We start from the raw sequence: 26,939 nt of genomic DNA on the forward strand, positions 1-26,939 counted from the left end.
AGTTTAGATTAGTATTCAGTTTTTGAAAAGTCGCAGCCGCTTCCAACCTTTAGGGGGGGTGCTACTGGAATCTGGGACATCTTTTTCTGACACTTTTTTGGGACATGGCAACTTAAAAAATAACTCTTGTAATTTAACTGAATCGGTTTTAAAGCCATATTTAGCCCAAGTGCCGCAATCTTTTGTTTGACGTGCAACATTCAAAATCACCAACTCACTGGTTTTCTCAAGGAAAACAGGCTCGCCCCAAAGCTCAACCTCTTGCGTCCGATGCAGAGTTTTGCCGTTTGATGTTCCATAAGCGACTAAAGCGATTGCCCTAGGAATTTGCCCTTTCTGGCGAAATAGCAAAAAAGACGGTTGATAGCCGCCTACAGCACACATCACAATCACCAACTCGTCAGCATTGCCGATCGGATAGGTCTCAATACCCGAATAAGCGCCAGCTTGGGTACTTTGGAAAGATTGCTCACAATCGTCATTCCAACCGAGTAATTTTTTCCACTCGTCTCGAGTGCTAGGTTTCAGTTGTTGCTTAAAAACTGGGTTATTTGTTGTCACAATATCCGGTGCATCAGCCCGGCATACGGTATTCGATACCGCCATAAAGAAGTACAGGCTCAACTTCCCCCAATCTGCCAATCGATATTTAATTAATGATATAACGAATTGTTTGGGCATTTCTCTAATCCAAATTAGCGCCTGAATTTTATACAAGCCAACCAACAAACCTCATTCAGCCAACCATTCATTAAAAACTTCCTAAATAACCCAAGACACAGTCCCTACCCATAACCTCATAATCCATTGCATTAAAGAATGCCAACAGAAGTGTCCTATTGGCTTCCCAAATTAAGCAAACGAGCCAATTTGCCCCGTGCCAAGAACAACGGATCGAAAACATAGAGATGCAGTTTGGCCAAGCAGAAACCAGTCAAGGCAATCGAAAATTTAATCGCCAAACTGCGCGTTTCCTTTTTCGGATTTAGCCATTTCAAAGCCGGTAAAAAAAGCCCCGCAATTACGCCCAGCAATACAAACACCGCACCGCCTACCGAGATTGAGATAAAAGTATTTTGCCATTGCAACATAATTAGTTTGGACAGCACCAACAATATCAATCCAGCTACCGCATACCCCGTATATTTGAGCCATGGAGCCAAATACCAGGCCTTGAAGAATAAGTTGCTGCCGACCTGCAATTGTAGAGCTAAGTCTTTGCGCTTGTCTGACGCTTGATCGCCTGGCTTTTCGGCCAACAAATCCTTCAATTTTAGAAACTCCCAGCTTCGCTGTTGTAGGGCATTGATTTCAAAGCCGCCCCAGTTGTCGGATTTACCGTCTTTTTTATGTTGCCTATCCAAAACTTTCAATTGCTGCTCGGTCATCATATAACCGCTTGCCATCAGAGCGTAAGCCTCCACCTCTGTAAAAGAATCGAGATCAGTGCGAAGTGAGGCAATTTTTGCTTGTAAATCCTTTGCAATGCCGTAGGACGTCAGCTCAGTGTCGGCAATGGCTGGTTTTAGGTCTTGGCAATCGATCCAATCCAACGACCTGCCGACCAAATCTTTTTGCATATGAATAAAAAAAACACCTTCCAGCGCGAAGCTATCGAGGCGATTACGCAAATCCAAATATTCCGCTTCGCGGACCCTATCTTGCAACACTGAAACTGTCCGCAGCAACACGCCGCCCGGATCATCCGCCGGGTTTTTCTCATCACCCATTTGACCGCTGGCATCGCTGCATAATACCAGGGTACAAGCTTCATTCAATAGGCCTTGCACCCCCTGATTATCGTGAACACCACCGTCGACCAATTTGACGGAACGGCTTTCATAAAGCTGGTCTATAACAAGAGGTTCAAACAAACCGGGTACACAAGAAGAAGCCGCCGCCGCATAACCCACTCGATATTTTTTAAGATGGTCGGGTGCCTGGGCATAATAAAGGCGTCGATAACGTTGATTGCTATCAATATCAATCAGGCCAGGAGGCTCGCCCATCCAACTGGCTGTAAAGCACCAGTTATGGCCGGAATTCAGCGAGCTGGTATTCAATAACAGCACTGGAACTTTGCTACGACGACGCCAATTGTGGAAACTAGGCTTAAAGTCTGTCCCCTGAAATTTGCCATGCGCCGGCCTCACTAACAACTCAGGCATGTGACGAGGTTGGTGGCCTTTGTTGTCGGCAACCCTTGAGTATAATTCCTCTTCGTACAACTCACCCAACTTATGGCTGCGTGTATAGCTACTGGAAAATAACATCCTGATGTTGTCAAAAAAATTGTTGAACGCACGCATCCGAATATTAGCTTGCACACCTTGCAAAAAATCGTTTTGCAGCTTTTGAATTAAGTCCAGGTAATCGTCTTTACTTAAATTTTTGGTTGAATCCTGGAGCAAATTTTGGGCTTCCAAATAATACTGGGCACCCAAAATGCTGCCGCCCGAAACTGTCGATATTACCTCTACACTACGCAAAGCGTCCACTTCTGCGAGTCGTGCCATTACGCCCAAGTGGAAAAAAGATGCCCGGAAACCACCGCCAGATAAAGCGAGCCCCACTTTACCGCGATAGCAACCTAACGCTTCGGCAGTGTTATCCCCCAATAAATGTTGCAACGCTTTCCATGCCTCATGCCACTGGTCCGGATTTTGACTTTCCGTGGGCGCTTCAATACCTTGCTGTCGTGCTATCCCGACCCATTGTCGGAAAGTAGTTTGAAGCTCCCATTCTTTAGCTTCAACTTGTCGTGCCTTGTCGAGCCATGTTGCGGCTTCGGAGTACTTTCCCAACCCATAGCAAGCCTCGCCAATAGTGACCAAAAACCAGTACTGCTTCGCAAGATCAGGATTATTCTGCTGACTTAATAAAAAATCGTGGATATTTAGACGTATTTCTTTAGCTTCCTTTCGTAATTCGGGCGCCTCTTTGGGCTTTAAGCCACTTTTCCTATCTAACCTTTCAGCACGCGCCGCCAATAAGTCCATTAAGTAGGCTGCACTTAAGCCTCCATAACCCATATCCTGCTGTTGATTTCGTTCCCAAGCTGCCCGGTAAAAGGCCAGGCTTTCAAAAAGATTGCTCAATTGTCCATTAAATTCCCACAGCCTTTTATAAATCGCGCCTCCTAACGCCAGCGTTTCGGCATCCTTGTTGTCCGCCTTTCGCAAATTGATCGATTCAAGCAACGCGAGTGCCGTTTCATAACGATGTTTCGGATAAAGCGCTTCATCTTTATAAGTACACAACGCCAATTGTTGGACTATCCAAATATCTTGAGAATAATCATCACGCACTTTTTCCAGCAATTTACGGGCTTTTCCAAAATTCAATTCGCCTTTAAGCTCATTAACCTCGGCTTTTATTTTTTGTAATTTCGGTATTTTTCTACCTGACAAAATCGTGTCTGTCGTTTCGGCCTCATTGGTCATAATGTTCTCATTTCTCCGTATTTGATAAAATTAAATCAATTTTTCTAGTGTGGATTATGAATTTCAGTTTTTTCAAGCTTCTTAAAATTGTCAGTAAAAATACCTTTTGAGGTGTATTAAAAGCGCTAACTATCAAAGTAATGTATGTTTACTTCAATTTCATTTCAGCTACGCAGTGTATATTGAATCATAGAAAAAATCCTGGAAAAAAGAGGAGTTAAAGGAACGTTTATTACTCAGTCATGGAATTACCATATCTTTTTCCTTTTCGTCAGCATTTAACAATCGCAAAAGAGCCGTGCGACCTTGGAGTATGGATGAGTTTTATTAAAATAATGGGATCAATCAAGACAGGCACATTCAATTAGGACGCTTTATTAACTTTTACAATACTGTTAAACCCCATAAGGCTTTGAATAACTCAACCCCATATGAAATGCTCTATCAATATTTTAACCAACCTCTTTGCAAACAACCCTAGGATTTCTTACAAAGATGATTTAGTAAAGTGGGTTTCGGTGCGAAAATAATTGTTAAAGACGCGCTGTTATCGTGATTTAAACATAGGTACGGTTTTCCAATCATCGCCATCAGCAATGTTTTAAAAGGTTTCGTTGGGATTTTTTAGAATTTTACGTGGCAAAACAAGCGAGAAAACCTGGACTCATTAAAGCAAGCCTAACCAGTCTGACATCAAGCAATGAAATGGCCGATGTATTGACCATTTCATTGCTGACTTACGACCACCTATTTCTCTTTTCGATTTGGCTACGCCTATACTTTTGGAGTGTCAGAAGCTTCCGGTGGCTTGACAGAGAGCGCCGGCTCAACAATATTAGGTTTTGGCAAAGTTTCGGGTTTCGACATTGCATGAACTGCCTTATCGTATGATTGCAAGATCTTGGCGGCCTCACCCTCGCCTTTGAGATCGAACAACGCTTCATACGGTTTGGAGCGATCCTTCTCGACAAGCTCAAGAAACCAACCCAAGATTTGCGGCCCTGGAATGCGCATGTAAAGATGGTTCGATGTCGCCCCGTAAAAGGAAGTTTCTGCCAGATTGCTGCTTGCGCTGGCATTTGAAACCGAAAAGCCGAGAAAACCGCCGCCCGATGTAGATGCTTTTTCGAGAGAATCTTTCTGAAATTCTTTCTTAGTCTCATCGACTTCAATCTTTATTGTGATGTCCTTGGCGATCACCATAGCAACAGGAAAGGCAGGAAGTTGATAAGGCACCATATCGCTATTGTCATTGGGGTACTTCAATAATTTTTCCATTTCCTGGGCAGGATTAGCACTATTAAGGGCTTTCGTTAACAAGTCTTTGGTCGCGCCTGCACCGGCCCTGATATCTGCAAGCCGGAAAAATGCCTGGGACATCTTAAAGATTTGGGGGTTAAACCAGCCCCCTCGGTCAAAGGTTACCTTAGCCACGCGAAAGCCGAGCTCAACCTTACCCTTAAATGTGTTCGATTCGTTTTCAAAACTCGCTGAAGCGGTGCTCGACTGCGAACCTGCGGAGAAAAACCAGCCGCTGACTTTCACGCTGCTGTTCTGGGATGCACTCTCTTCAATTTTTCTCGCCGTATCTTCTGCTTGTTCGCTTGTGATCACGACATCCATGAACATGTTTTCACCTTCGACATCGTCAATGTTGGGAGAAAAAAGAGAAGGCGCACCTGGCCCTGAATCCTTGACGGTCTTGCCGTCCCCCTCGAACAAGTTTGGTAGCGTTGCGACATAGTCATCCAGAGCTTTTTGTGCGTTGTTTAGGGCGGTTTGTTTAGCTTTGGCGTTCCCATCCTTTTGGGTTTGAACGGTTTTGAGGTTGGTGTCGTCAGGAGCTTTTTTTAAATCACTATTAGCTTTCACCAATTCCTTATTTGCCGTATCAAGGTCGGCTTGGGCATCTTTTACTGCCTTTTCTTTTGAATCCTTCTCTGTTTTCTGTGCATCCGTCATTTTGCTTTGGGCGGTCATCACCATATTCTCGACACCGCCTAACAGGGGCTGCAAGAACTGTAAATCGGCATTGAGCTGATTGATGCGGTCCTGGATCCGTAGCTTCTCGGCCCGGAAGTCCCTGACCTTGGCCTCTTCGACGCGCGTCCTCAGCCTGGCGAGCTGTTCTGCGGCATCAAGATGTTGGCTATTGGCCTTGTAAGTCGACAACATTTGGGCGGCGACTTCTTTCGGCAGGCCTAGCAAATCAAGCTGCTTGGCGTCAAAATCTTTCTCGGTCATCGTGTTGATCTTGGACATTATACCTCCGGTGTAAGCATCCAAGGCAACCTTAAAGGCCATCAGGGCGCCATTTCCATGTTCCTCAATTAACTTGTTTTCAGCCTCCTGCAGTTGTTTTTTGCCGGCATCGAGTTGTTTTTCCCGTTGTGCTAGCTCTTCCGGGGATATATTGGCGATATCGACTTGAGCCAAATCACCTTGAAGTTTACGCAACTGATCTTGCTTGGTTTTGAAGGTTCCCATCAGGACTTCCCTGGACATCAACAGATCCTTGGGCGACAAGTTCGGCTTCAATGCCTTGTACCAGTTGCTCGGCTGGAAATTTACCGGATAAATCAACATAGAAGCATCGACCGATTGGCGTTGGGAAGCCCGCATCCGCTGCTTGGTCCGTTCGAGCTCTTCGGCTGTGGTCGACACGTTGAGATAACCCAGAGTGGTCAGGACTTCGTGCAACATGCCACGCACGACCGCATCATTGAACAGGTTGTTAAGCATTTCGTCACGCACCAACCCTTCTCGGCTCACCCATTTTGCGAAATCGTCGAGTTTCTTTGGGTCGTCAATTTCTTTGTATTTTTTGTCCTTATCCTCCAGCCATAGGTTTTTTGCAGTCAGGTATGTGTTATATAGCTCCTTGCAGACTTGTATGCGTGTTTTCGGTTTTCCTTTTTCATCCACTTCAGTGCTTTCGGCAAGCAAGAACCCCATCAACGCTGCCCGATCCCGAATGTAAGGTCCCAAATGCCTAAGATCAGGGACAAAGTTATTGATCAGTGTATTGTAGACAATGGACAACTTTTGGCCATTGGGGCCACCGGTAATCGGGGCAACATTGAAAAGCTCGTCGCTAAGCCGGAACTCGCTCTCCTCAATGACCATTGGCCGGGTCAACATGCTGGTATTTTCTTCGGTGTTATAGGTATATTGACGTTGATTCAAAGGCCTCGCAGGCCATTCCATGCAAAATAATTGATCTCCCCCAAAGAGATCACTTATTTTTTTATAGATGGTGTCGATAAAGTTTTGTGATATTTTTTTTCCATCTGCTTCGGCCATTTTGCTTCTCCTAATTGGTATTGATGATACAGGTTGTTTTTATTGCTACAAAAAACTACCGACCAAGCTTAGTTAACCCGGTGGCATCTAACGCTTTTAAAAAGGTGCAGTTATAAAATAGTACTCTAACAGGCGTTGTTTAGCGCAACGCAAAATTTCTGATTGGATGATTGCTTACCCCCAACTTTTAACGAGTCACATGATTGTATGCATAAGGAAGAAACTGATTTAGTTATTAATCAATGTTTCATAGAAAACTTCGAAATCGATTATAGCCATCAAAGCCTAGAAGTCCATTATTTTTTTTACGTTTTTGTAAATAAGCTATTAGAGTAATTTAGGGTTCGCCATACCCTGAAAAAAACAGCCCCTGTGAAGGACAATAGCCGTGTAAAGACTAGCGACAGAGCTCGGCATTGGGTATTTAGAACCCAAAGGTGCGACGTGTTACCCCTCTGCTAATCAGGTTCCCATGGCCGTAAATCCACCGTCATTCCATGTCCGCTCGATTTTCTCGTAGGTGAAAAATATGACTTCGTATTCGGAATTTTTCATTAGGCCTGGATGCCTGTTGTCCATTCGGAACTCGATGGACGAAATTGTGGCGTTTGTCCGGCTGAAAGCGGCAAAGTTTGCGTAATAACCTGTTCCGACGACTTGATTTTTGCCCAAGCAGCCAAGCTCATGGTGCAAACTTAAGATTATCGACGCTCTTTAGGGGACCTATCATTTAGCGAAAGTTCGGTTGCTCCGGATATGGGCAACTAGGGAATCCGTTATTTCTAACGCAACGAACGAATGCCCCAAAACATCTTCTTTGCCTGATGATCTCGACCCTGCGGATTACGCTCCTTTCGCATTGCAATCTCTGGCTGCTCTATACTACACTTGGTAACGGGCTGGAGATTCAGCTTGTTTCTTTGGAATGGCGATAGAGATTACGGCGCTAGCGGCATACAGCATATTGTCGATGAGGTTAAAAAACATAGCGGGCACATGCTTTCGCTGGATTCGACGAAACAAGGGTGATGTTAAATTCTTAGGCTCAGTTTTCGTGTAAATACGCTTACTGGACAAATGTCACATAAATTAACTTGATCAAGGCGATAGGGTTATATGGCTAACGTGTGGAGATTTCAGAATTGAACGGTTTGAGTGACGCAAATTGGTTTTCCTTAGAACAATCGATTGAAGCAGGAAATGTTATTCCAGTCGTTGGCCCAGATGCATTAATGGTCGAAATAAAAGACAAAAATGGGGACATTAGCACGGAATCATTTTATCGACTGGTTACATTGGATCTGCTTAAGGCTTTTCAACTCGACCACCAACCTGAACTTCTCGACCATACTTGGTCACTTCATAAGGCCGTTACCGCCATATTAACGAACAAAAGCGGCCCAGGCATCGAGCAACGTGTCCGGCGTGAAGTTTCCCGCCTCATCACCTACTACAGCGAAGCGTCCAGGCCAGCTGAAAGCCTGCGATTGCTGGCTGGAATCCCTACGTTTAGCTTATTCGTCAGCCTGACTCCTGACAATTTACTGCAGCGGGCGATGACAACATCGGAAGGCGCTACGGAAGTTTGCATCAGTGCCTTTTCACCCCGCGATGCGTCTGAGTCAGTTGCTGATTTATCAATCCTACGCCAAGGCGAACGCGGAATATTTCAGATATTAGGGGCCTGTACCAATGTCGGTAGTGGATTCGCCATGCATGAAGAAGATGCGGTAGAATATCTTTATCGACTTCATTCAGATTCGGCACGCCGCTTTGGGAACATTTTGTCCGAACTACGCCGTCGCGACCTTTTATTTATCGGTTGTAATTTTCCGGACTGGTTGGGTCGCACCATGCTAAGGCTGGTTAACGATAACCGCTTTTATGCAAAAGATACCCAGGAGTTTCTTTGCCCTTCCGTGAGCGATGCCGGATTGAGCTCCTTCCTGACCCAATATAGCCCAAATACCCTTGGCTTCGAAGGGCAGCCTGAAGCGCTAATTTTGAAATTGGCAAACCGATTTAATCGTGCCCCGTTGCCCCAACCGCAAAAACTGCAGTCCAACAATCAACTCGCCCCTACTGCATTCGTCAGCTATGCAAGTGAAAATGCGGAACCGGCTCGCCAAATTGCGGACATTTTGCTTAATCTCGGTTTTAGGGATGTATGGCTGGATAAAAAGAAGTTGATTGGGGGCGATGATTGGTCTGACCGTATCGATGAAGCCATCATCAAGAGCGATTTTTTCATACCCATCCTGTCTCAACAAGCCGACTCCCGTCGTGAGGGCGTGTTTTGGGATGAATGGAAAACGGCGTTAGAGCGCGCAAGACGCATTAAGGATGCCTATTTGCTGCCCGTGTGCATCGACAAGGAGCCTCCCTCAAAAAGCCGCTATCGTCGTATTTCCGATGGGGATACCGCCGTATTTTTCGACAAGCACCTTATTCATGCCCCTAACGGAGAACTGCGACCGGAAGATCGCGATGCATTGAGCGAACGCTGCCGCCGTTTCTTGGAGGATTCACATGGCTGACTTGCTGGTTATCGACCAGGAGCACCCTTGGCCCTGGTTAGAAGCTTTTCCTGAACAAGCCTCGGATTTTTTCAATGGTCGAGACGATGATACGGAAGCTTTGCTGCGTTGCGTCCTGGCCGCCCCGGTTTCGGTATTGTTCAGCAAATCGGGGATAGGTAAATCCTCACTTCTTCAAGCAGGCCTGTTTCCTCGTCTTCGATCAGAAAGATTCTTGCCCGTTTATGTGCGCCTCTCGCACGAAAAAAACTCCGCTAGCGCTTCAGAACAAATTGCCAAGCGTTTACAGGAAGAAATACAGGGTCGATTGCAGCTTACGAACAATAAATCCCAAGCAGTTTTAGACAATGAAGAAAACTTGAAATTTCAACTTGAGGGCTCCCTTTGGCTGCAACTGCATCTAAAGGATATTGAACTGCGGGATTTGGAGGGAAACCGTTGGTATCCCATATTCGTGCTCGATCAATTTGAGGAAATTTTCACGCTCGGCGCTTTAGATTCATCCCTGCAAAAGCAAGTATTTTATGAACTCGGCGACCTTATGGAAAACCGGATACCTAAAACCTTGGCTGAGTCGTTATACAACGATGACGACCTGTTTGACCGACTAAACTTGGATCTCCAGCCTTATCGTTTCCTGGTATCGCTTCGTGAGGATTACTTACCCGATCTTGAGGAATGGGCTGACCTGATTCCCCGACTTGGGCCGAACCGCTTTCGTCTATTACCTATGTCAGAGCCGCAAGCCATAGCAGCCATTGAAAAAACCGGCGGATCATTGGTTACCTCTGCAGATGCAAAAAATATCGTTACTTATCTGTCCCAAACCCAAACCTCGATGGCTATTGACGTCCAACGAAGGCGTTCAGCATATACTGTAGAACCGGCCCTGCTAAGCCTTATTTGTTCAGGCCTTAATGATGAACGAATTAAGAAAAAGCAAAATACATTGGAAACCGGAAATCTAGCCATGGAAGGCGGCCTAATTGTCGAACGTTTTTATGATTCCGCTTTTGCCGGGTTACCAGGATCGGTACGAGATTTTGTCGAAAAGCATTTAATCACCACGGATGGCGTGCGGTTATCTTATCCGGTGCGCTCTATCGAGTCCAGAAAGCTGGCCACAGAGGAGCAGATTAAAACCTTGGTCGACAGAAGGTTGATTCGCAGAGAAAATCTTGAAGATGGCGATCAAATCGAGTTAGTCCATGACCGCCTTGCCCTGGTGGCCTTGCAACACCAATTGCATAGCCAACAACGCCTGAAAGCTTCAAGGCAACAGCGTCTACGATTGTGGACTGGAATTGGGATATTCATGCTTCTGCTTTTATTTTTTTCTGCTTATATGTTCAATGTCAAGAGAACGAATGAACAAAAAGAGTTAAGCATACGGCTCGCGCTAGACGGTAGCGCCATTGCAACAGGCTTGAGGACGGGAGGAAAGATACAAGGCCCGCTCAAGGTGCTTGCAGGGCATCGAATTGAGCACTCGAGCATTACGGACGAAGCCTTACAAACTGTATACCTGATCTATAAATCAATAATTTTTGTACGTGAAACCCATTCCATTATTTCCAGTATCGCTTACAGTCCGGACGGCACCCGAATTGTCACGGGAAATATGGACAATACATTACGCTTATGGGACTCAAAAACTGGCCGTTCCTTAGCCCCTCCCTTTTACGGTCATAGCAGTTCGGCCCTAAGTGTTGCTTTCAGCCCAGATGGCACACGCATTGTCTCCGGAAGTCGTGATAACACGTTAAGGATCTGGGATTCGAAAACTGGCCAGCCCATTGGCCAACCACTCCGGGGGCATAACGACTCGGTTACCAGTGTCGCTTTTAGTCCGGATGGGACTCGTATCGTCTCTGGCAGTCGGGACGACACTTTGATGTTGTGGAACGCCAAGAATAGGCAGCCTCTAGGCCCTCCTCTCATTGGCCATGTTTCCTATGTTCGAAGTGTCGCCTTTAGTCCAGACAGCACCCGTATCGTATCAGGAAGTGACGACAAGACCCTGCGCCTGTGGGACGTTAACACCCGCCAGCCTATCGGCCAGCCCCTCAGAGGTCATGACGGGGCAATTATAAGTGTAGCGTTCAGCCCAGATGGTGCCCGAATCATCTCCGGGAGTAGAGATAATACTCTCAGGATGTGGGATACCAGTTCCGGCAAAACACTGGGCCAGCCGCTCAGTGGGCATACGGATTCAGTAACCAGCGTGGCTTTCAGTCACGATGGCAAATTAATTGTCTCGGGAAGCGAGGATAACACGTTGCGGTTGTGGAACGCTAATACCAGGCAAGCGATAGGGCAGCCCTTATTGGGTAATGAGGATGCAGTTACCGGCGTTGCCTTCAGCCTTGATAACACACATATCATTTCGGGCAGTTCCGACACCACCTTACGGATGTGGGACCCCGACGTTGACCACTCGACTGGTCAACCGATCCTAAGCCACGAGGACAGGGTTACTACAGTTGCTTTCAGCCCCAATGGCACCCAGATAGTTTCTGGAAGTGACGATAATACATTACGGCTTTGGAGCATTAAAACTCGCCAACCCATCGGTGAACCTCTCAAGGGACATGAGAAATCGGTTACAAGTGCTGCCTTTAACCCGAATGGTACCCTTATCGTATCGGGTAGCGACGATAAAACACTACGGCTTTGGAACACTAGCACTGGCCAACCCGTCGGTGAACCACTGACGGGTCATGAAGACGCGGTTTCGAGTGTTGCGTTTAGTCCGGATGACACTTTAATTGTTTCTGGCGGTGCCGACAAGACATTGCGGCTCTGGGATGCAACTACAAGAAAACCTGTTGGCCAACCGATAAAAGGCCATGAAGGTTCTATTACGCATGTTGCCTTCAGCCCTGATGGAAAACGGATTGTTTCCAGTAGCGGGGATAATACCCTGCGTCAGTGGGACTCAAGTACTGGGGAATCCATTGGCCAACCCATTATCGGTCACGGCGGCACCGTATTGAGCGCTGCTTTTAGTCCGGATGGCACTCGAATTGTCTCTGCCTTTGAAGACGGAACTTTGCGACTGTGGGATACTAAAACCAACCAGCCAATCGGGCAGCCATTAAAAGGCCATAGAGGATCGGTTTTTAGTGTTGCCTTTAGTCCTGATGGCTCTTCTATCATTTCTGGGGGCGGTGATAAAAACTTGCGGCTTTGGGATGTCAATACTGGATTGCCTGTTGGTCTGCCGCTAAGGGGACATAAAGATGCGGTAATGAGTGTTGCTTACAGCCCTGATGGTACGCTTATTGTCTCGGGTAGCGGCGATGACACCCTTCGGTTGTGGAAAGGGTCTAACGGCATGGCTGCAGAAATTTGCAAAAAACTCGGACGTAACATGAGCCGCCAGGAATGGCGTGAACTGGTATCTAAGGATACCAATTACATTAAGCAATGTCCGGGCTTGGCAATTCCACCGGATGAACAGGATACAAGCGTTGCAGTTGATTCAATATTAAAATCACCTGAAATGATTGCTGACTAATTATTTTACAACCCGTAAGGCGCGCTTAAATAACCATAACAATATTAGATGAACCGCGATAACTATCTAGAAAATAAAAAACTCACACAGAACGCCATTGGAATACCTTAACTCCATTAAGGTCATTATGCTGTTATGTTAAATGTAGTTATTATGTTGCAACAAGTTAGTTTATTTCAGCAATCATTATTGATTGGTTTCTTAAAGCTTGAAGCATTAATGACAGGACAACAAGTAGGGAGAAGCTTAAACTTTGGGTTAAAGAGCGGAAACTTAATCATGCCGAAGCTATAATTCATCAAGAAACGAAACGAGCAAAAACAGGTAAGCGAGCGAGGAAAAACATCTCTAATCCGTGCTTATGAAAGAAAGTCAAATTTAAAGGGGTAATTATGACATCCGATCTTCTAGCTGGCCCTATATTACGAAGCACCACCCAGAAATGTATTTGCGTGTGGCTGGCAACAGACAAAAAACGGGATTTGACCTTAGAAATTATAGATAGGGGGACAGGCAATGTGATTGGTTGCAGCAAACCCATAGAGTTAGAATCCAGCAGGGTCCAGCTTGGGGCTGGCTTGTTTGTTTACTTACTAAAAGCCTACCCTATTGAAGACAAGGATATAAAAAACTTTTCTACGGGCAAATTGTATTGTTATTCGTTGTTGGACGAACAGCAAGGAAAACCATTGGACCTGAATGCAGAAGGGGTAACTTATGATAATCAACCCTACCCGATTTTTCACATTCCTGGCTCGTTAAAATCCTTATTGCATGGTAGTTGCCGTAAACCGCATGGCGCTAAAGGTCAAGATTGTTTGGTAGTTGGCGATAGCCTACTTAAAGATACCTATAGCAATATCGCTGGTCGTCCAGACTTGCTACTATTAACTGGCGACCAAATCTATGCGGACGACGTCGATGCCTCCCTATTAAAGATGATAACGGATCAAGCTGGAAAAATATTAGGCCATCAAGAATCTTTACCACAGTCCGAATACGGGAAAGATGACAAGCCCCCTGTCATCCCTAGTACCATTGAATTAGGTGGGCGAATGGATGTCCTAAAAGAATGCCAATCTGGATTCAGTTCCCAAGAAGCTGGCAACCATCTCATGGGGTTCGGGGAATTTGCTGCCATGTACATTTATGTATTTGGTAATGCCCAGGGATGGAAAATACCAACTCGGTCGGAAAACGAGGCTGACCGTGTGAAGGTCAATAATAAACAGCAAGCAAGTATAAATGTTTCTTCGGATCCTGTTTCTGATTTTGCTCAGGACTTAGGCAAAGTTCGTCGATTGCTGGCCAATATCCCGACGTATATGATCTTTGACGATCATGATGTAACCGATGACTGGAACATTACAGGGAACTGGTACGACACGGTTCGTACATCCCCGTTTGGCAGACGTATTGTTTCGAATGCTTTAGCGGCTTACTGGGCGTTCCAAGACTGGGGCAATAATTCGGATAATATTGATACTGACATGATCGATGCTATCAAAAAATATGTAAATAAGACTGAACCCGATTTTGCTAATGACGAATTGTATGATTTTCTCACTTGGAAGCATAGGGGGTGGGGATTTTCTATTAATACATATCCGCCCATTATCGCGATAGATTCGCGAACGCAGAGACAATCAGATAACCCATATTATCCACCACGTTTATTGGATAAGTATGGATTGGACGGATTACGTTTGGAATGGCTAAAATTAAAGTCGAATAAAGATGAAAATCCTCTTATTGACGAAACGACCTGTCCCATCTTTATTGCTACCACACCAGTTTTTGGCTTTGCCCCGTTGGAACACATACTGCGGCTACTATTATGGTTTGTGAGTCACATTGAAAATTTATTATTGATTAAAATTAATGAAAATTATTTTGGAAAAAAAGGGTTCTTAACAAAAAAGTTTGTTTATGAAAAAGATGCTGAGACATGGACGGCAAATTTAGATGGCTATACTGATTTTTTAGATACCTTGCTACACAAAATGAATATTAATCATTGTGTCTTTTTATCCGGCGACATCCACTATTCATTTACTGCGATAGGTACGTATACAAGCACCAATATGTCTTCGAACGCCAAAAAGACCTTGGACTCTTATCAGTTGACCAGTTCCTCACTAAGGAACGAACCCGGCACTTTACAGAAAAAAGCGCTGAGTACGATAGAGAGAACAGATGAGGGATTTATTAATTGGAGCAAAATTCGAAAATGGTTTACCACGAATCTTTTCTTTTATCGGACTTGGAAATCCGACTACGAATTGCTAAAACTTGAAAATCAAGGCCAAAAGATATACTCTCAATGCAATCTAGGAGAGGTTGTTTTCAAAGATGGCTTGCCGATCAACCACAAATTGTGGCACTCGAAAGACAGTTTCGTTGAGTATAAAATTTCCCCAAACAAGAACAGCATATAATGGACAAAACAAGGGCAAAGCGGATATAGTTGCCTCTTGAAACCATAGCCTTCGTTCTGCTTACAGTTTTAATCCCAGCTAAAGCCACACACAATCTAAAGACATTTGAGTTGGCTGACAAATATCCCTCTTTTACTCCTCATCCGTAGAATCCGCCGATGGGTAGTTATCTGATGTGCATAGCGATTGCCGATTGGGGTCACTGAACTGTGAGCAAGGATTTGATGAAACCAGTTCAATTTCAAGTGACATAAACATAAGAATTATCAGGGTTAAAAAGCCAAATGCCTGCATGATTGCATCCTCTTAGTTAACGGTTGATCCAATACTTAAATTCCATGAGTGCAACCCAATAAACCGAAGGCGGCGTTCCCATATTTAATAACAAGCATTTTTTATACCAATTATTAAAGCCTGATTTCTTGGGCTCTTAACATTGGATTCAGCACGCCACTTGCACAATTATGTCGATTTTGTGTCAATTATTTGTCGATAATTGTGCAAATGGACACCCATACGGTATCGAGGCCGTCTATTCCGTTTTCTTTATCACCTTTCTTATTTGATAAAACAACCGTTCCAACAACCTCATATCTTCGGTGACAATTTCCGCTTGCCCCTGCATTTCTTGATGGAAGCCGAGGGTCTTTTTATAACTAGTCACCAGCGGACTGGGCAGAATGGCTTCGACTGTATAAAGATTTTCCCTGGGGATCAAAGAAATCGAATTGATTTGACTGACAATTTGCCCATATTCCTGGTAGGGGTAAGCCGCCAGTTTGATCAGGATTTTTTGGCCTTTTTTGACCTTGCCGGAATTTTCCAAAGGCATTTTCATTTTCGCCAGTATGGTTTGTTTTTCAAATGGGACAATACTGACGACTTCCTCGCCCGAATTGACAAATTGGTGTTCACCCCAATATTTTGAAAAGACCAACCTTCCGTCAATCGGGGAAACCAATAGAAAATTCTTTTCCCATTGGCTTAAGCTGGTTTGCAAGGCTTGGTAGGCCTCTTCAAGGTTAAGCTTGAAAGCTTCCCGTTTATTGGTATCCGCTACCCGCAGGTCATTGAGTTCGGCACTCAGGTTGGTCAACTCTACCCGTATTCGGGTGGCTTCCAGGCTCATTTGTTCTTGTTGGCGACGGTTATTCAAGGAAGTCAACTGTTTCTCATCAACACTATTGGCTGAGACCAGATTTTTTTGCAACAAGGCCTGAAACCTAAGCAGGTTTTTGTCAAGCAACGTATTTTCATTCTGTAGGATGACTCCTTGCCGCTGAAATTTTTCCAGCATGGCCTCAAGCTGAAGCTGTTTTTGTTGGTTGATCGCAATCTTTTTGGGCAGTGGATTCAATTCCAAAAAAAACAGGAGTTCATTGACTTGTTTTTGGAACAGCGCGAATTGATTTTGGCTATCGCCCAGCCTTAAATTCTGGGGTAAACTCGATAAAAACCGTAAATCGTCACGGTGGCTATTGTAGTGTCTAAGCCAGTCTTTTAACGCACTGACATCCGTGTAAGATGTTGGGCTATCGAGCACGGCAATCAACTCGTTTTTTGTTACTTGCCGGTCTTCCGAATTTTTAAGCCAATGCAGTTTCCCGCTTTGGCGAGCCACCAAACTGGCTGGCGGAATGGGCGTGGTGATTGTCACCTTGGCGGAAACTATATCGGGGTATTTCACCATCCAAGACAGCGCGATGATGGCGACCATAATAGACAGCATGACAACACCGCCCCATCGTAATATCCATGCGGGCGGTTTACCCAGCAATTCCTGGGTATAGATACTGTATTCGCAGGATTCAAGCGAGCGTTCTTTAGACCGTTCAACTAGGCCATGATTTGAATATGTCGTTAGCCCAGGCATCGCTATTGCCCCAATTCCAGTTGATTTTTGACCAAATGATAATAAGCGCCTTTCAATGCAGTCAGTTCTTCATGATTGCCGTTTTCAACCACCCTACCTTTATCCAGCACAATAATTTGGTCGGCATTTTTTACGGTACTCAAACGATGGGCTATGACAACAACCGTTCGGCCCTGATAAAACGATTGTAAATTTTCCATAATGACGCGCTCGTTCCTGGCATCCAACGCGCTGGTCGCTTCATCAAAGAACAGGTAATCAGGATTCTTGTATACCGCCCTTGCGATCAGGATCCGTTGATTTTGACCGCCGCTTAACGATATGCCATTAGCCCCGATTTCGGTATTGATGCCATTCGGCAAGACATCGATCAGTTCCCCCAGATTGGCAATTTCAATGGCCTGGTTCAGCCTCATCCTGTCAATCAACCCTTCCGATTCAGATTCGGTTATATTCCGCAGCACCGTATCATGAAAAATAAAACCATTTTGCATGACCACGCCGCATTTTTGCCGCCACAAGGCCATGTCTATATCTTCAAGATGGATATTGCCAACACGAATTTTGCCTTGGGTCGGCGGATAAAACCGGAGCAACAGCTTCAATAACGTGGTCTTGCCGCTGCCGCTGGCACCCACAATAGCGGTCACCTTGCCCTGCGGAATCGTCATGTTAAGGTTCTCAAGGACCATCGGTGATTTTTTCCTGCCGTATTGAAAAGACAAGTCATTTTCCATAACAATGGTTTGGTCATGGCTCAGCAAATAGGTCATGGGCTGATTATCAGACTCGTTATTTTGGTCATGAATTTCAGCCAATCTTCCCAAGCTCATTCGGGCATCCTGCATGGATTGCAAAAAGCTGACAAAATTTGAAATCGGTGCGTTCAGTTGGCCGATAATGTATTGGACAGACAGCATCATCCCCAATGTCATCCCGCCATCTATCACCGACTTGGCACAATAAAAGGTAATCAGGATATTTTTCAGCTCATTGATAAAGTTTGCACCCGTCATTTGATATTGATAAAGCGCCAGGCTTTTCACCGACACCTTAAACAACCGGACTTGGATACGCTCCCATTCCCATCTTCTCCTTCGTTCAGAATTGTTCAGCTTGATTTCTTGCATCCCGTTAATCAACTGGACCATGTTGCTTTGGGTCTTTGATGCTTGGTCGAAGCGTTGATAATCCAAGGCCGCCCGTTTTTTCATAAACAATAAAACCCAGGTAGCATATAGGCTGATGCTAGTGACAAAAATCATCAATATAGTCAAGTTGTACCATGCCAGGGCCATACCAAAAACCAGCAGGTTGACCAGGGAAAACAAGGTCGTCAGCGTAGATGACGAAAGAAATTCTTCAACGCGATGATGATCCTGGATACGCTGCAGCAGGTCACCAATCATTTTGGTATCGAAGAACGAGACGGGCAGTTTTATCAGCTTGATTAAAAAATCGGATATGATGGCAATATTGATCCTTGCCCCGATATGCAGCAAAATCCAACTGCGCAACAGTTCGACCGAGGTTTGTGACAAAAACAAGGTGAGCTGTGCAGCCAACAGCACATAAACGAAGTTGAGATTTTGGTAATTGATACCATAATCCACCAACGACTGCGTGAGAAAGGGGAATGCCAGCAGAATCAGGCTACCCACCAACAAACCTAAAAATAGCTGGACGAACAGTGAGCCGTATGGACGAAAATACGGCCATAAAAAACCAAGCCCTTTTGACCTTTCTTTCTTAAAATCCTGGTCGACATAGAATTCCGGGGTGGTATCCAATAACAGCAAGATGCCTTCGTCGGTTGTATCAGGATTGACCCTATTCAACCAACCCGCCATGAATTCCTGTCTCGTATATTTGATCAGGCCAAAGGCCGGATCGGCAACGTACACCGTATTTTTTTTGATGGCATACACAACGACAAAATGCTTCTGTTGCCAGTGCGCGATGCAGGGCAACAAGACTTCTTCTTGCAGTGTTTGCATCGATGCCCTGATGGCAACCGTTTTCAGGTTGAAATTTTCGGCGGCATCAGAAATCCCACCCAGTGTCACGCCCAATCGGGTAATACTGCATTTTTCCCGAAGTTCATCCATGGGCAGAATACGCCCATAATGGCGCGCCACCATGTGCAGGCAGGTTGGGCCGCAATCCATAGCATCCATTTGTTTCTGAAAGGCGAATTTAGGCATCGTTTGCTATGCTTGATATAGATGAAGGGATGTGTTTTAAATTGTTGTGGCTAACCTGCGACGAGCAGCCCTGCTTTTCCGCCTATTGCCAACCCACGGCAACCGCTTGCTTTTGCGTCGGCTTATGATGGGAAGCTACCCTCAGCTTTTCGTCCCAATTGAAAATAACGGGATTGCCGGAGTCGATTGCTTCCATATAAGCCTTATTGCACAAACCATAAAACTCCGCCATCCGCCCCCGCCGCCAATCATAGGCCAAGTGCTTGAAGGAAGCCGAATGTAGGTTTCCGAATCCGTAATACCGTGAAAAGCCGTATTGCAATGGCGATACAAAGCCATCGGGTTCGATGACAAGCCCGCCAACGCAATCCGCCAATAAAGCATCATTGTCCGGCATCGAATTGCTGGCATAAACCAAATCTGGATTAGCTTCCAAACTATGCCGGTTGGCAAAATCGACTTGAATGGTCAACTCATCTTTGAGTTGCTCCTGCAACGTCCCGGCTATCAAATAAGCATAAGCGGATTCAACACGGTCGGGCATATCTTCGGCTAAATTGCCGTTGGCAAAACCGCCTTCTTCCAAGGGATGGATTTGTAATAATTTGGCACCTTGCTCCAGCGCAAAATTGACCACCCAATCCAGTTCATTCAGGTTGTATTGCGTGAGGGTAAAGATAAAGCCGAAATTAATCCCGGATTGCCTGAGCAAATCCAGGTTGGCCGCCATTTTTGCAAAGGCCTTGTCGGAATTACGCATCCTGTCGTGCGCTTCGGGTACGCCGTCAAGGCTAATCGCAATCGTGTCCACCACGTCTTTTAGCTGGCTTAGCCACTGTTCATTCAGCAACATCCCATTGCTGGCTATGGCCGTCCTAAGCCCAAGCCCTTTTGCATGTGCCAACAGCGTTGGCAACGGTTTGTACAATAAGGGTTCTCCACCGGAAACACTGACATAATCATAGCCTTCTGCCGCCATTTCAGTCAGAGTCCCGCAAAGCAGCGCAACGCTTAACGCGCTGCGCTCCCTGGGTGATGACGAAGAATAACAATGAAGGCAACTCAAGTTACACAAGCGGCTTGGATGTATCTGTATGACCCTGGTGTTCCCAGTCGACCTTAACTGTTGCTTCTTCTTCATGGCGTTACCCCTTAAAACGTTTTGACGTTTATGCTTGGTATGGTTGTGGCAGGATTTATTGCACCGTAATTTAAGACTGCCGGTATCCCGCGTATCCACCACGATTGAAGGACTCCACCAGCACCGCCACTGGCTTCCAGCAGCTCTTCCACCTGTTGGAAGTCTTCTATTGAACGAACACCCGTTTTGCCACAGGTGAATTGCAGTTTTTCAGATCCTCTTTGTTTTTGGTTCATGGTCATTTCTCCATAAAGATTGAATACACAACGGCATGCGTGATTGCCTACCGTCCACGAATGAAAGAAATCAAATCCTTTGCACTCGTGGAAAATAATACCGCCTGAATTGAATGATCTCTGTGAAAAAATATCTAGCCGACTAGTGCAAAAATACCGTCTACACCAGGTTTTGTTGAGGTATTGCCATGATGCCATGAATTTTGGCGTTTCTGGTCAAAACGCCAAAGCCGGATGGATGCTAAGGTCGTCATGTAGATCAGTATCCCAATTAGAGACTATGGATACATATTCGGGGAAAGGCCTCTTTGGAGGCGGACGCTATTGTTGCCCGATTTTTGGCTTATCGCTTAACAACATATAAGCAAAGTGGCGTATAAAAATCGCTGGAGGCCGGGATAAATCCGCTACCGATTTATTGGCTAACGACTGCCTACTAATTAGACCGTTAGAATAGTGATAGTGGGTGTATTCAACTTAATGTCCTGGTCAAATCCCCGCACCAAAATAATATTATCCCCTTCGACAGCCAATCCAGTCTTCAGGGCATGGTGGCGTGCCAATTTATTCGGATGGGTCAGGCCTGCATCTTCACAATAGACAGGTATAACTCCCCAGTAAAGATTCATTCGTTGGCAAACCCTTTTATCGGCACTGATCGCTATCAGCGGGGCTTCCGGCCTTGCCGAACACAAGGTAATAACGGTCATTCCGGCTTTGGTAATGCTGACGATAGCTTTTGCCTTCAGGTCAAAGCAAAGCTGGGCTGTTGCATCGGCGACGGCATGGCCGAACGGCAACATCTTTAACTCACTTTCACGCGACACTGTTTTGCCAAAAATCGCTTGCCCCCGCATAAACGCTTCCGTTTGATTGATGATCCTTACCATCATCGCCACAGTTTCAACGGGAAATTTCCCTGCTGCCGTTTCGGCGGACAGCATCACCGCATCTGCCGCCCAATAAACCGCATTGGAAACATCCGTCGCTTCGGCACGCGTAGGCCTTGAACTTTCAATCATGGACTCTAGCATCTGCGTAGCGACGATGACCGGTTTATTCAATGCCCTTGCCCTTTTGATTAGCTGATGTTGGACAATCGGCACATCCTCCGGGTTTAGTTCGACCCCTAAATCACCGCGAGCAATCATAATGGCATCTGCGGCATTGATGATTTCCTCTCCGTTGGTTAATGCTTCAGGTTTTTCAAGTTTGGCGATGATGTGGGTTTCGTAGCCATTTGAAGCAATTAATTGGCGAAGATCGGCAATGTCTTCGGCCTTTCTTACGAAGGAAAGCGCCAGATAATCCACCCCTAATGCCAAGGCAAACAAGGCATCCGCCCTGTCCTTTTCGGTCAATGACGGACAAGATACATGGACACCGGGAAGATTGATGCCCTTATTGTTTTTAAGCTCGCCGCCGTAGATGACTTCGCAAGTAACATCGGTGGTATTTTTGTCGATAACCTTGAGTTCCAATTTGCCATCGTCCAGCAGTATCCGGTCACCGGATTTTACGTCATTGGCGAGATCGGCATACTGGCAGGGAATCAGGTTGTCCTCGCCCAGGACATCGCGCGTGGTTACCACCACTCGGTTGCCGGGTTTAAGTGTAATACTGCCGTTATTAAATCTTCCGGTTCTGATTTTGGGCCCGCAAAGGTCAGCCAATATAGTGATATGCTGGTTTAATGCGTTTGCTGACTCTCTAATCAGGTGATAAATTTTGCGGTGACCCTCATGCTCGCCGTGCGACATATTCAACCTGAAGACATTGACACCGGCATCAATAAGGTCATGGATGACTTCAGCCGTATTTGATGACGGCCCTAACGTAGCGATTATTTTAGTTTTACGACTCGATAGCGGAGGCAGATTGACGGTAATTGACATGTGCGCTTCCTTCTTCTTGACCCGAATTATTCCGGTTTAAACGACCGTTCCAATGACACATTGGGCGACAACCCGTACCGAAACGACAACCCTGAGCAACCCCGAAAAGGCTATGCGAAAAAAGTAGCCACTGCCATCAACGACTAGGTTTTTTAATCGAATGGCATACAGTTGACATAAAAAAACCGCCATCATCCAAGACTCAGGCAGTTTTTCGAGTTAAAAAGTTCTTCTTATTTGGTTTCGATGTACTTGTACAGCGCATCAATTGCCATTTCTTCGGTGTAACCGGCTTTAGTCACAGCCGCATTTTTCATGATTTCATCAACTGCCTTAGGCATGGCGTTTCTGCCATTTTTAATGACTTCGCCGAATTTGGCCCTGTCCAAAGAACCCGCTTTAATGTTAGCCGTTAGCTGTGGATTTGAAGATATATCATGGCAAGTCCCGCAGCCACGACCAAATGCACGGTCATAAATCTTTTTGCCAATATCAGTCTGTTCGTCAGCGAATACCGCACCGCTCAGTGAAATTAACGCTGCACCTGCCAATGTTACTATAGTTGTTTTCATGTTGACCTCTCTAGGTGGTTAAAAAAGAATCTGGACGTAAAATCCAATGACTCGATTATTTGTTATTATCTAAGCGACTAAGGATAAGAAATAAAAGCCCATAATTCAAATATTTTATTACAAATTCCGCTTTTTATTTACTTTAGGCGCATTATGCACAACGTAGCGTGAACCCAAACTGAACACCGTTAACTTAGCCAAGTTACGTTGTTTTCTTGCTCAGGTAGTTTATGAATCTCGTATTAAGTCTTTCAACAAGCTAAGCACCAATTGTAATATGTTGATTTTTTACTTTATTACCCCGTATAGCCGACATCAGCTTCATGGGGGATTCCCTAAATGCATAGCCATAGAGCCAAAAAATGACCAAGTATTTCTTACCGAAAAATTGCCAACAACTACCTGACCTCAGCCAACAAACTGTCCATCATCATCTCAGCTTGTCGTAAATAACCGCTGCCAAACAAATTGAGATGGTTAAGGATGTGATATAGGTTATAAAGTTTTTTTCGTGTCGTATAACCTGGGTCAAGGGAATAAGTGTCGCGATAGGCCGTATAAAAATCTGGACTAAAACCACCAAATAATTCAGTCATGGCAAGATCGGCTTCTCGGTCACCGTAGTAACAGGCCGGATCAAAAATAACAGGATTGCCCTGACCATCTGTCGAAACATTTCCGCCCCATAAATCACCATGCAATAAAGCGGGGTGTGGACGGTATCCCTCAAAAAAATGCCCCAGCATTTCACAAAGCTTCGGGCCTAAGGTTTCCAATCGCCCTCGATACCCTTTTGCTGCCGCAAGACGCAATTGATGTTGGACTCGTTGGGTACGCCAAAATGTTATCCAATCATCATTCTTATCGTTAGGCTGGGGCGTGCTGCCAATGGTATTGTTCCGATGCCATCCGAAAAAAGACTGAGGTTGTCGATGAAGTAAGGCCAATTGCTGGCCGAACAAGCGATCTGAATTTTTGTTGGCTGTTCCAAATTCGATGTATTCCAGTACCAAAAAAGCGTGTTCCGCTGACTGACCGTAAGCGACAAGTGCAGGTATGCGTACCGTGCGCGTAGCCGCCAGTTCAGTCAACCCCGCCGCTTCGGCGGCAAACATAGCGATTGTCTCCGCTCGGTTTATTTTCACGAAATACGATTTGCCTGCACCTTGTAAGCAATACGCTGAATTGATGTCGCCGCCCGCCAGTGGGCGTACATTCAACAGTTTAAATGCTGAACCTGTCGCATTTTCGATTTGTTCTACTATAGGTTGCCAATTCATCCGTCAAAACCATGCCAACAATTATCTTTTAGCTGCAATCAAACAACAGATACATTAGTATAAGCGCACTGCATTTGGCAATTAATATCAGGATTAAAGCGCGGCAACTATGATAACTGAGTATCCCATTGGCCCCGTCATGTTAGATGTGGCTGGTTTGGCACTGACCGCACATGAACAGGAAGTGATAAACCATCCTAACACGGGAGCAGTCATCCTCTTTGCCCGTAATTATCGCGATCCCGACCAAGTCACCCGACTCATCAAGGAAATCCGGAAAGCACGCAATGGGCAGATTTTGATTGCCGTAGACCAGGAAGGGGGACGGGTACAGCGCTTTCAAAATGGCTTTACCCGCTTGCCGCCTGCCTGCTGCTATGCTGATGCACCCGAATTGGCCGAAATATCCGGTTGGTTAATGGCAGCGGAGCTGTTGGCTGTCGATGTTGATTTTAGTTTTGCGCCTGTGTTGGATTTGGATTGCGATAACAGTCCAGCTATCGGAAGCCGTTCGTTTTCAATCGACCACAGGGTTGCAACGGCGTTAGCCAGTGCCTTCAGAAAAGGCATGAACAAAGCCGGCATGGCGGCAACGGGTAAGCACTACCCTGGACACGGCGCCGTATCGGTGGATTCGCATCACGAAACACCTTTCGACGCACGGGATTTGGAAACCCTACGCGCGAATGATTTGTTACCTTTTAAGGCATTAATCGACGAAGGCTTGGAAGCCGTGATGCCTGCCCATGTCGTATACAACAATATCGACCCCAATCCTGCCGGATTTTCCCCCTTTTGGATTCAGCACATTTTGCGGCAGGAATTGGGCTTTAAAGGCGTGGTATTTAGTGATGACTTGAATATGGAAGGCGCCGGATTTGCCGGGGATTATCCTGAACGGGCAAGGCAAGCGCAAGACGCAGGCTGCGATATGCTGTTAATCTGCAATAATCCGAGTGCGGCTGAAAAAATCCTGGACGAATTACCCCTATTGAGAAACCCAAAAAGAGAAGAACGGCTTATAAAAATGAAAGGAAAACCGGCGATGAATTGGGGACAATTGCAAGACAGCCCAAAATGGCAAGAATCGGCACGACTAATCAATGAATTTATGGCGACGTATGCTTAAAGAAATTCAAACAGTCCAGGCAACAGCCGACTTAATCTACAGCGAAGCGCAAGTGGAAGCCGCACTTGACAGAATGGCATTGGCAATTAATAACGAATTGGCAGGAAGCAATCCATTGGTGCTCTGTGTCCTTAATGGCGGCATTGTAGTGGCAGGCAAGTTGCTGACTCGCCTAAAAATACCGCTCAACATCGATTCCATCAACGCTTCCCGCTATCAAAACCAGACCTCCGGCGGCACAATTGAATGGGTACTAAAACCAGGAATGCCGCTTAGGGACCGGACATTACTCATCATCGATGACGTTTTAGACGAAGGCATTACCTTGGCAGCAATCAAGGCGTATTGCCTGGAACAAGGTGCAACTGCGGTCTATTGCGCTGTCCTGGTCGATAAATTGCTCGACCACGACAAGCCCATTCGCGCTGATTTTGTAGGCTTGCAGGTAGAAAACCGCTATTTGTTCGGTTATGGCATGGACTACAAAGGCTATTTGCGTAATGCGGCAGGCATTTACGCCTGTAAGGGGGATGCGTAATGAGCCGTTTGGCAATCATTGGCGGCACGGGGTTGTCGCAGCTTGCGGATTTAAAAATCATCAAAAGCGATTCGCTTTCCACGCCTTATGGCGCACCGTCGGCAGACTTTATCACCGGAGAACTGAGCGGCAAAGAAGTCATTTTTCTTGCCCGACACGGCAATCCGCATTCTATTGCCCCGCATAAAATCAATTACTGCGCCAATATCTGGGGGCTAAAACAACTGGGTGTGGATAACATCATTGCCGTTGCCGCAGTCGGCGGTATTACGCCTGAAATGATACCCGCCCACATCGTCATCCCCGATCAAATTATCGACTACAGCTATGGGCGGAAACACACTTTTTTTGAGGGTCAAGGTGATCCTGTAACGCATATCGATTTTAGTTATCCCTATAGCCAGACTTTGCGCGCTCGCTTGATCCATGCAGCTAAGCAAGCGGGTGTTTCGATTAGCCCCATCGGCACTTACGGTTGCACCCAAGGCCCCAGACTGGAAACAGCGGCGGAAATCAAGCGGATGGAACAGGACGGCTGCGACTTGGTCGGGATGACCGGAATGCCTGAAGCGGCGTTGGCGAAAGAGTTGGCTATCAATTACGCAACAGTCAGCGTAGTCGCCAACTGGGCAGCCGGCAAAACCGAAGGTGAAATTACCCTGTCGGAAATCGAACAAAACCTGCATAAAGGCATGGCGAATGCCGCTGAATTGTTAAAGGCTTTTGTTGGACGAAGCCGCTAACGCGGAGAAAAGCGCCGCCGCCTGATTAATCGATAAAATGTAACCTAAAGCCCTAAATCACAATGGGGCCCTCAACAACGAATCATG

17 protein-coding genes are annotated in these 26,939 nt (G+C 45.8%); 6 read left to right on the forward strand and 11 right to left on the reverse strand.

Features of this window, described 5'->3' with window-relative positions; translation table 11 throughout:
- Nucleotides 1-15: 15 nt before the first annotated feature.
- The 4 genes from MGMO_RS06730 to MGMO_RS20870 form a co-directional block, all read right to left on the reverse strand.
- Nucleotides 16-681: a hypothetical protein gene (locus tag MGMO_RS06730; protein WP_023494285.1), complete on the reverse strand. Its 666-nt coding sequence runs from the start codon at nucleotides 679-681 to the stop codon at nucleotides 16-18.
- A gap of 155 nt (nucleotides 682-836) precedes the next feature.
- Nucleotides 837-3,443, reverse strand: a complete 2,607-nt coding sequence (locus MGMO_RS06735; RefSeq protein ID WP_023494286.1) for a patatin-like phospholipase family protein — start codon at nucleotides 3,441-3,443, stop codon at nucleotides 837-839.
- Nucleotides 3,444-4,217: 774 nt separating this feature from the next.
- Complete coding sequence (locus MGMO_RS06740; protein WP_023494287.1) at nucleotides 4,218-6,746, reverse strand: hypothetical protein; 2,529 nt, start codon at nucleotides 6,744-6,746, stop codon at nucleotides 4,218-4,220.
- A gap of 554 nt (nucleotides 6,747-7,300) precedes the next feature.
- Complete coding sequence (locus tag MGMO_RS20870) at nucleotides 7,301-7,432, reverse strand: hypothetical protein (protein ID WP_268768296.1); 132 nt, start codon at nucleotides 7,430-7,432, stop codon at nucleotides 7,301-7,303.
- A 441-nt stretch (nucleotides 7,433-7,873) separates the two neighbouring features.
- Between MGMO_RS20870 and MGMO_RS06750 the strand changes: the two genes are divergently transcribed.
- The 3 genes from MGMO_RS06750 (at nucleotide 7,874) to MGMO_RS06760 (ending at nucleotide 15,241) form a co-directional block, all read left to right on the forward strand.
- Nucleotides 7,874-9,283: a toll/interleukin-1 receptor domain-containing protein gene (locus MGMO_RS06750; RefSeq protein WP_036307182.1), complete on the forward strand. Its 1,410-nt coding sequence runs from the start codon at nucleotides 7,874-7,876 to the stop codon at nucleotides 9,281-9,283.
- Nucleotides 9,276-12,803, forward strand: coding sequence for a WD40 repeat domain-containing protein (locus tag MGMO_RS06755; RefSeq protein ID WP_023494290.1), 3,528 nt, complete (start codon nucleotides 9,276-9,278; stop codon nucleotides 12,801-12,803). Before MGMO_RS06750 ends, MGMO_RS06755 begins: the two co-directional genes overlap by 8 nt.
- 392 nt (nucleotides 12,804-13,195) lie before the next feature.
- Entirely contained in the window at nucleotides 13,196-15,241 is a 2,046-nt protein-coding gene (locus MGMO_RS06760; RefSeq protein WP_023494291.1) for a metallophosphoesterase family protein, read from the forward strand.
- Between the two features lie 532 nt (nucleotides 15,242-15,773).
- Here MGMO_RS06760 and MGMO_RS06765 read toward each other — a convergent pair.
- From MGMO_RS06765 to MGMO_RS06795, 7 genes are all read right to left on the reverse strand, one after another.
- A complete protein-coding gene (locus MGMO_RS06765; protein ID WP_023494293.1) occupies nucleotides 15,774-17,114 on the reverse strand; it encodes an HlyD family secretion protein in 1,341 nt (446 codons plus the stop codon).
- Nucleotides 17,115-17,116: 2 nt separating this feature from the next.
- The gene (locus tag MGMO_RS06770) at nucleotides 17,117-19,318 is read right to left on the reverse strand and encodes a peptidase domain-containing ABC transporter (protein WP_023494294.1); all 2,202 of its coding nucleotides are present in this window, start codon (nucleotides 19,316-19,318) and stop codon (nucleotides 17,117-17,119) included.
- An 82-nt stretch (nucleotides 19,319-19,400) separates the two neighbouring features.
- Entirely contained in the window at nucleotides 19,401-20,459 is a 1,059-nt protein-coding gene (locus tag MGMO_RS06775) for a radical SAM protein (protein ID WP_023494295.1), read from the reverse strand.
- 11 nt (nucleotides 20,460-20,470) lie between these two features.
- A complete protein-coding gene (locus tag MGMO_RS06780) occupies nucleotides 20,471-20,695 on the reverse strand; it encodes a hypothetical protein (protein ID WP_023494296.1) in 225 nt (74 codons plus the stop codon).
- 440 nt (nucleotides 20,696-21,135) lie between these two features.
- Nucleotides 21,136-22,590: a pyruvate kinase gene (pyk, locus tag MGMO_RS06785; protein ID WP_023494297.1), complete on the reverse strand. Its 1,455-nt coding sequence runs from the start codon at nucleotides 22,588-22,590 to the stop codon at nucleotides 21,136-21,138.
- Nucleotides 22,591-22,823: 233 nt separating this feature from the next.
- A complete protein-coding gene (locus MGMO_RS06790; protein WP_023494299.1) occupies nucleotides 22,824-23,162 on the reverse strand; it encodes a c-type cytochrome in 339 nt (112 codons plus the stop codon).
- 398 nt (nucleotides 23,163-23,560) lie between these two features.
- A complete protein-coding gene (locus MGMO_RS06795; protein ID WP_023494300.1) occupies nucleotides 23,561-24,442 on the reverse strand; it encodes a fructosamine kinase family protein in 882 nt (293 codons plus the stop codon).
- A 109-nt stretch (nucleotides 24,443-24,551) separates the two neighbouring features.
- On the opposite strand from MGMO_RS06795, the gene nagZ reads away from it, so the two are divergent.
- Genes nagZ through MGMO_RS06810 form a run of 3 tightly spaced genes read left to right on the forward strand, consistent with a single transcriptional unit; the run spans nucleotide 24,552 to nucleotide 26,852 of the window.
- A complete protein-coding gene (gene nagZ / locus MGMO_RS06800) occupies nucleotides 24,552-25,571 on the forward strand; it encodes a beta-N-acetylhexosaminidase (RefSeq protein WP_023494301.1) in 1,020 nt (339 codons plus the stop codon).
- On the forward strand, nucleotides 25,564-26,109 hold the full coding sequence (locus MGMO_RS06805; protein WP_023494302.1) for a hypoxanthine-guanine phosphoribosyltransferase: 546 nt from the start codon (nucleotides 25,564-25,566) through the stop codon (nucleotides 26,107-26,109). The genes nagZ and MGMO_RS06805 overlap by 8 nt, the downstream gene beginning before the upstream one ends.
- Nucleotides 26,109-26,852, forward strand: a complete 744-nt coding sequence (locus MGMO_RS06810) for an S-methyl-5'-thioinosine phosphorylase (protein WP_023494303.1) — start codon at nucleotides 26,109-26,111, stop codon at nucleotides 26,850-26,852. The genes MGMO_RS06805 and MGMO_RS06810 overlap by 1 nt, the downstream gene beginning before the upstream one ends.
- The last annotated feature ends 87 nt before the right edge of the window (nucleotides 26,853-26,939 follow it).

The organism is Methyloglobulus morosus KoM1 (assembly GCF_000496735.2).
GTDB classification, from domain to species: domain Bacteria; phylum Pseudomonadota; class Gammaproteobacteria; order Methylococcales; family Methylomonadaceae; genus Methyloglobulus; species Methyloglobulus morosus.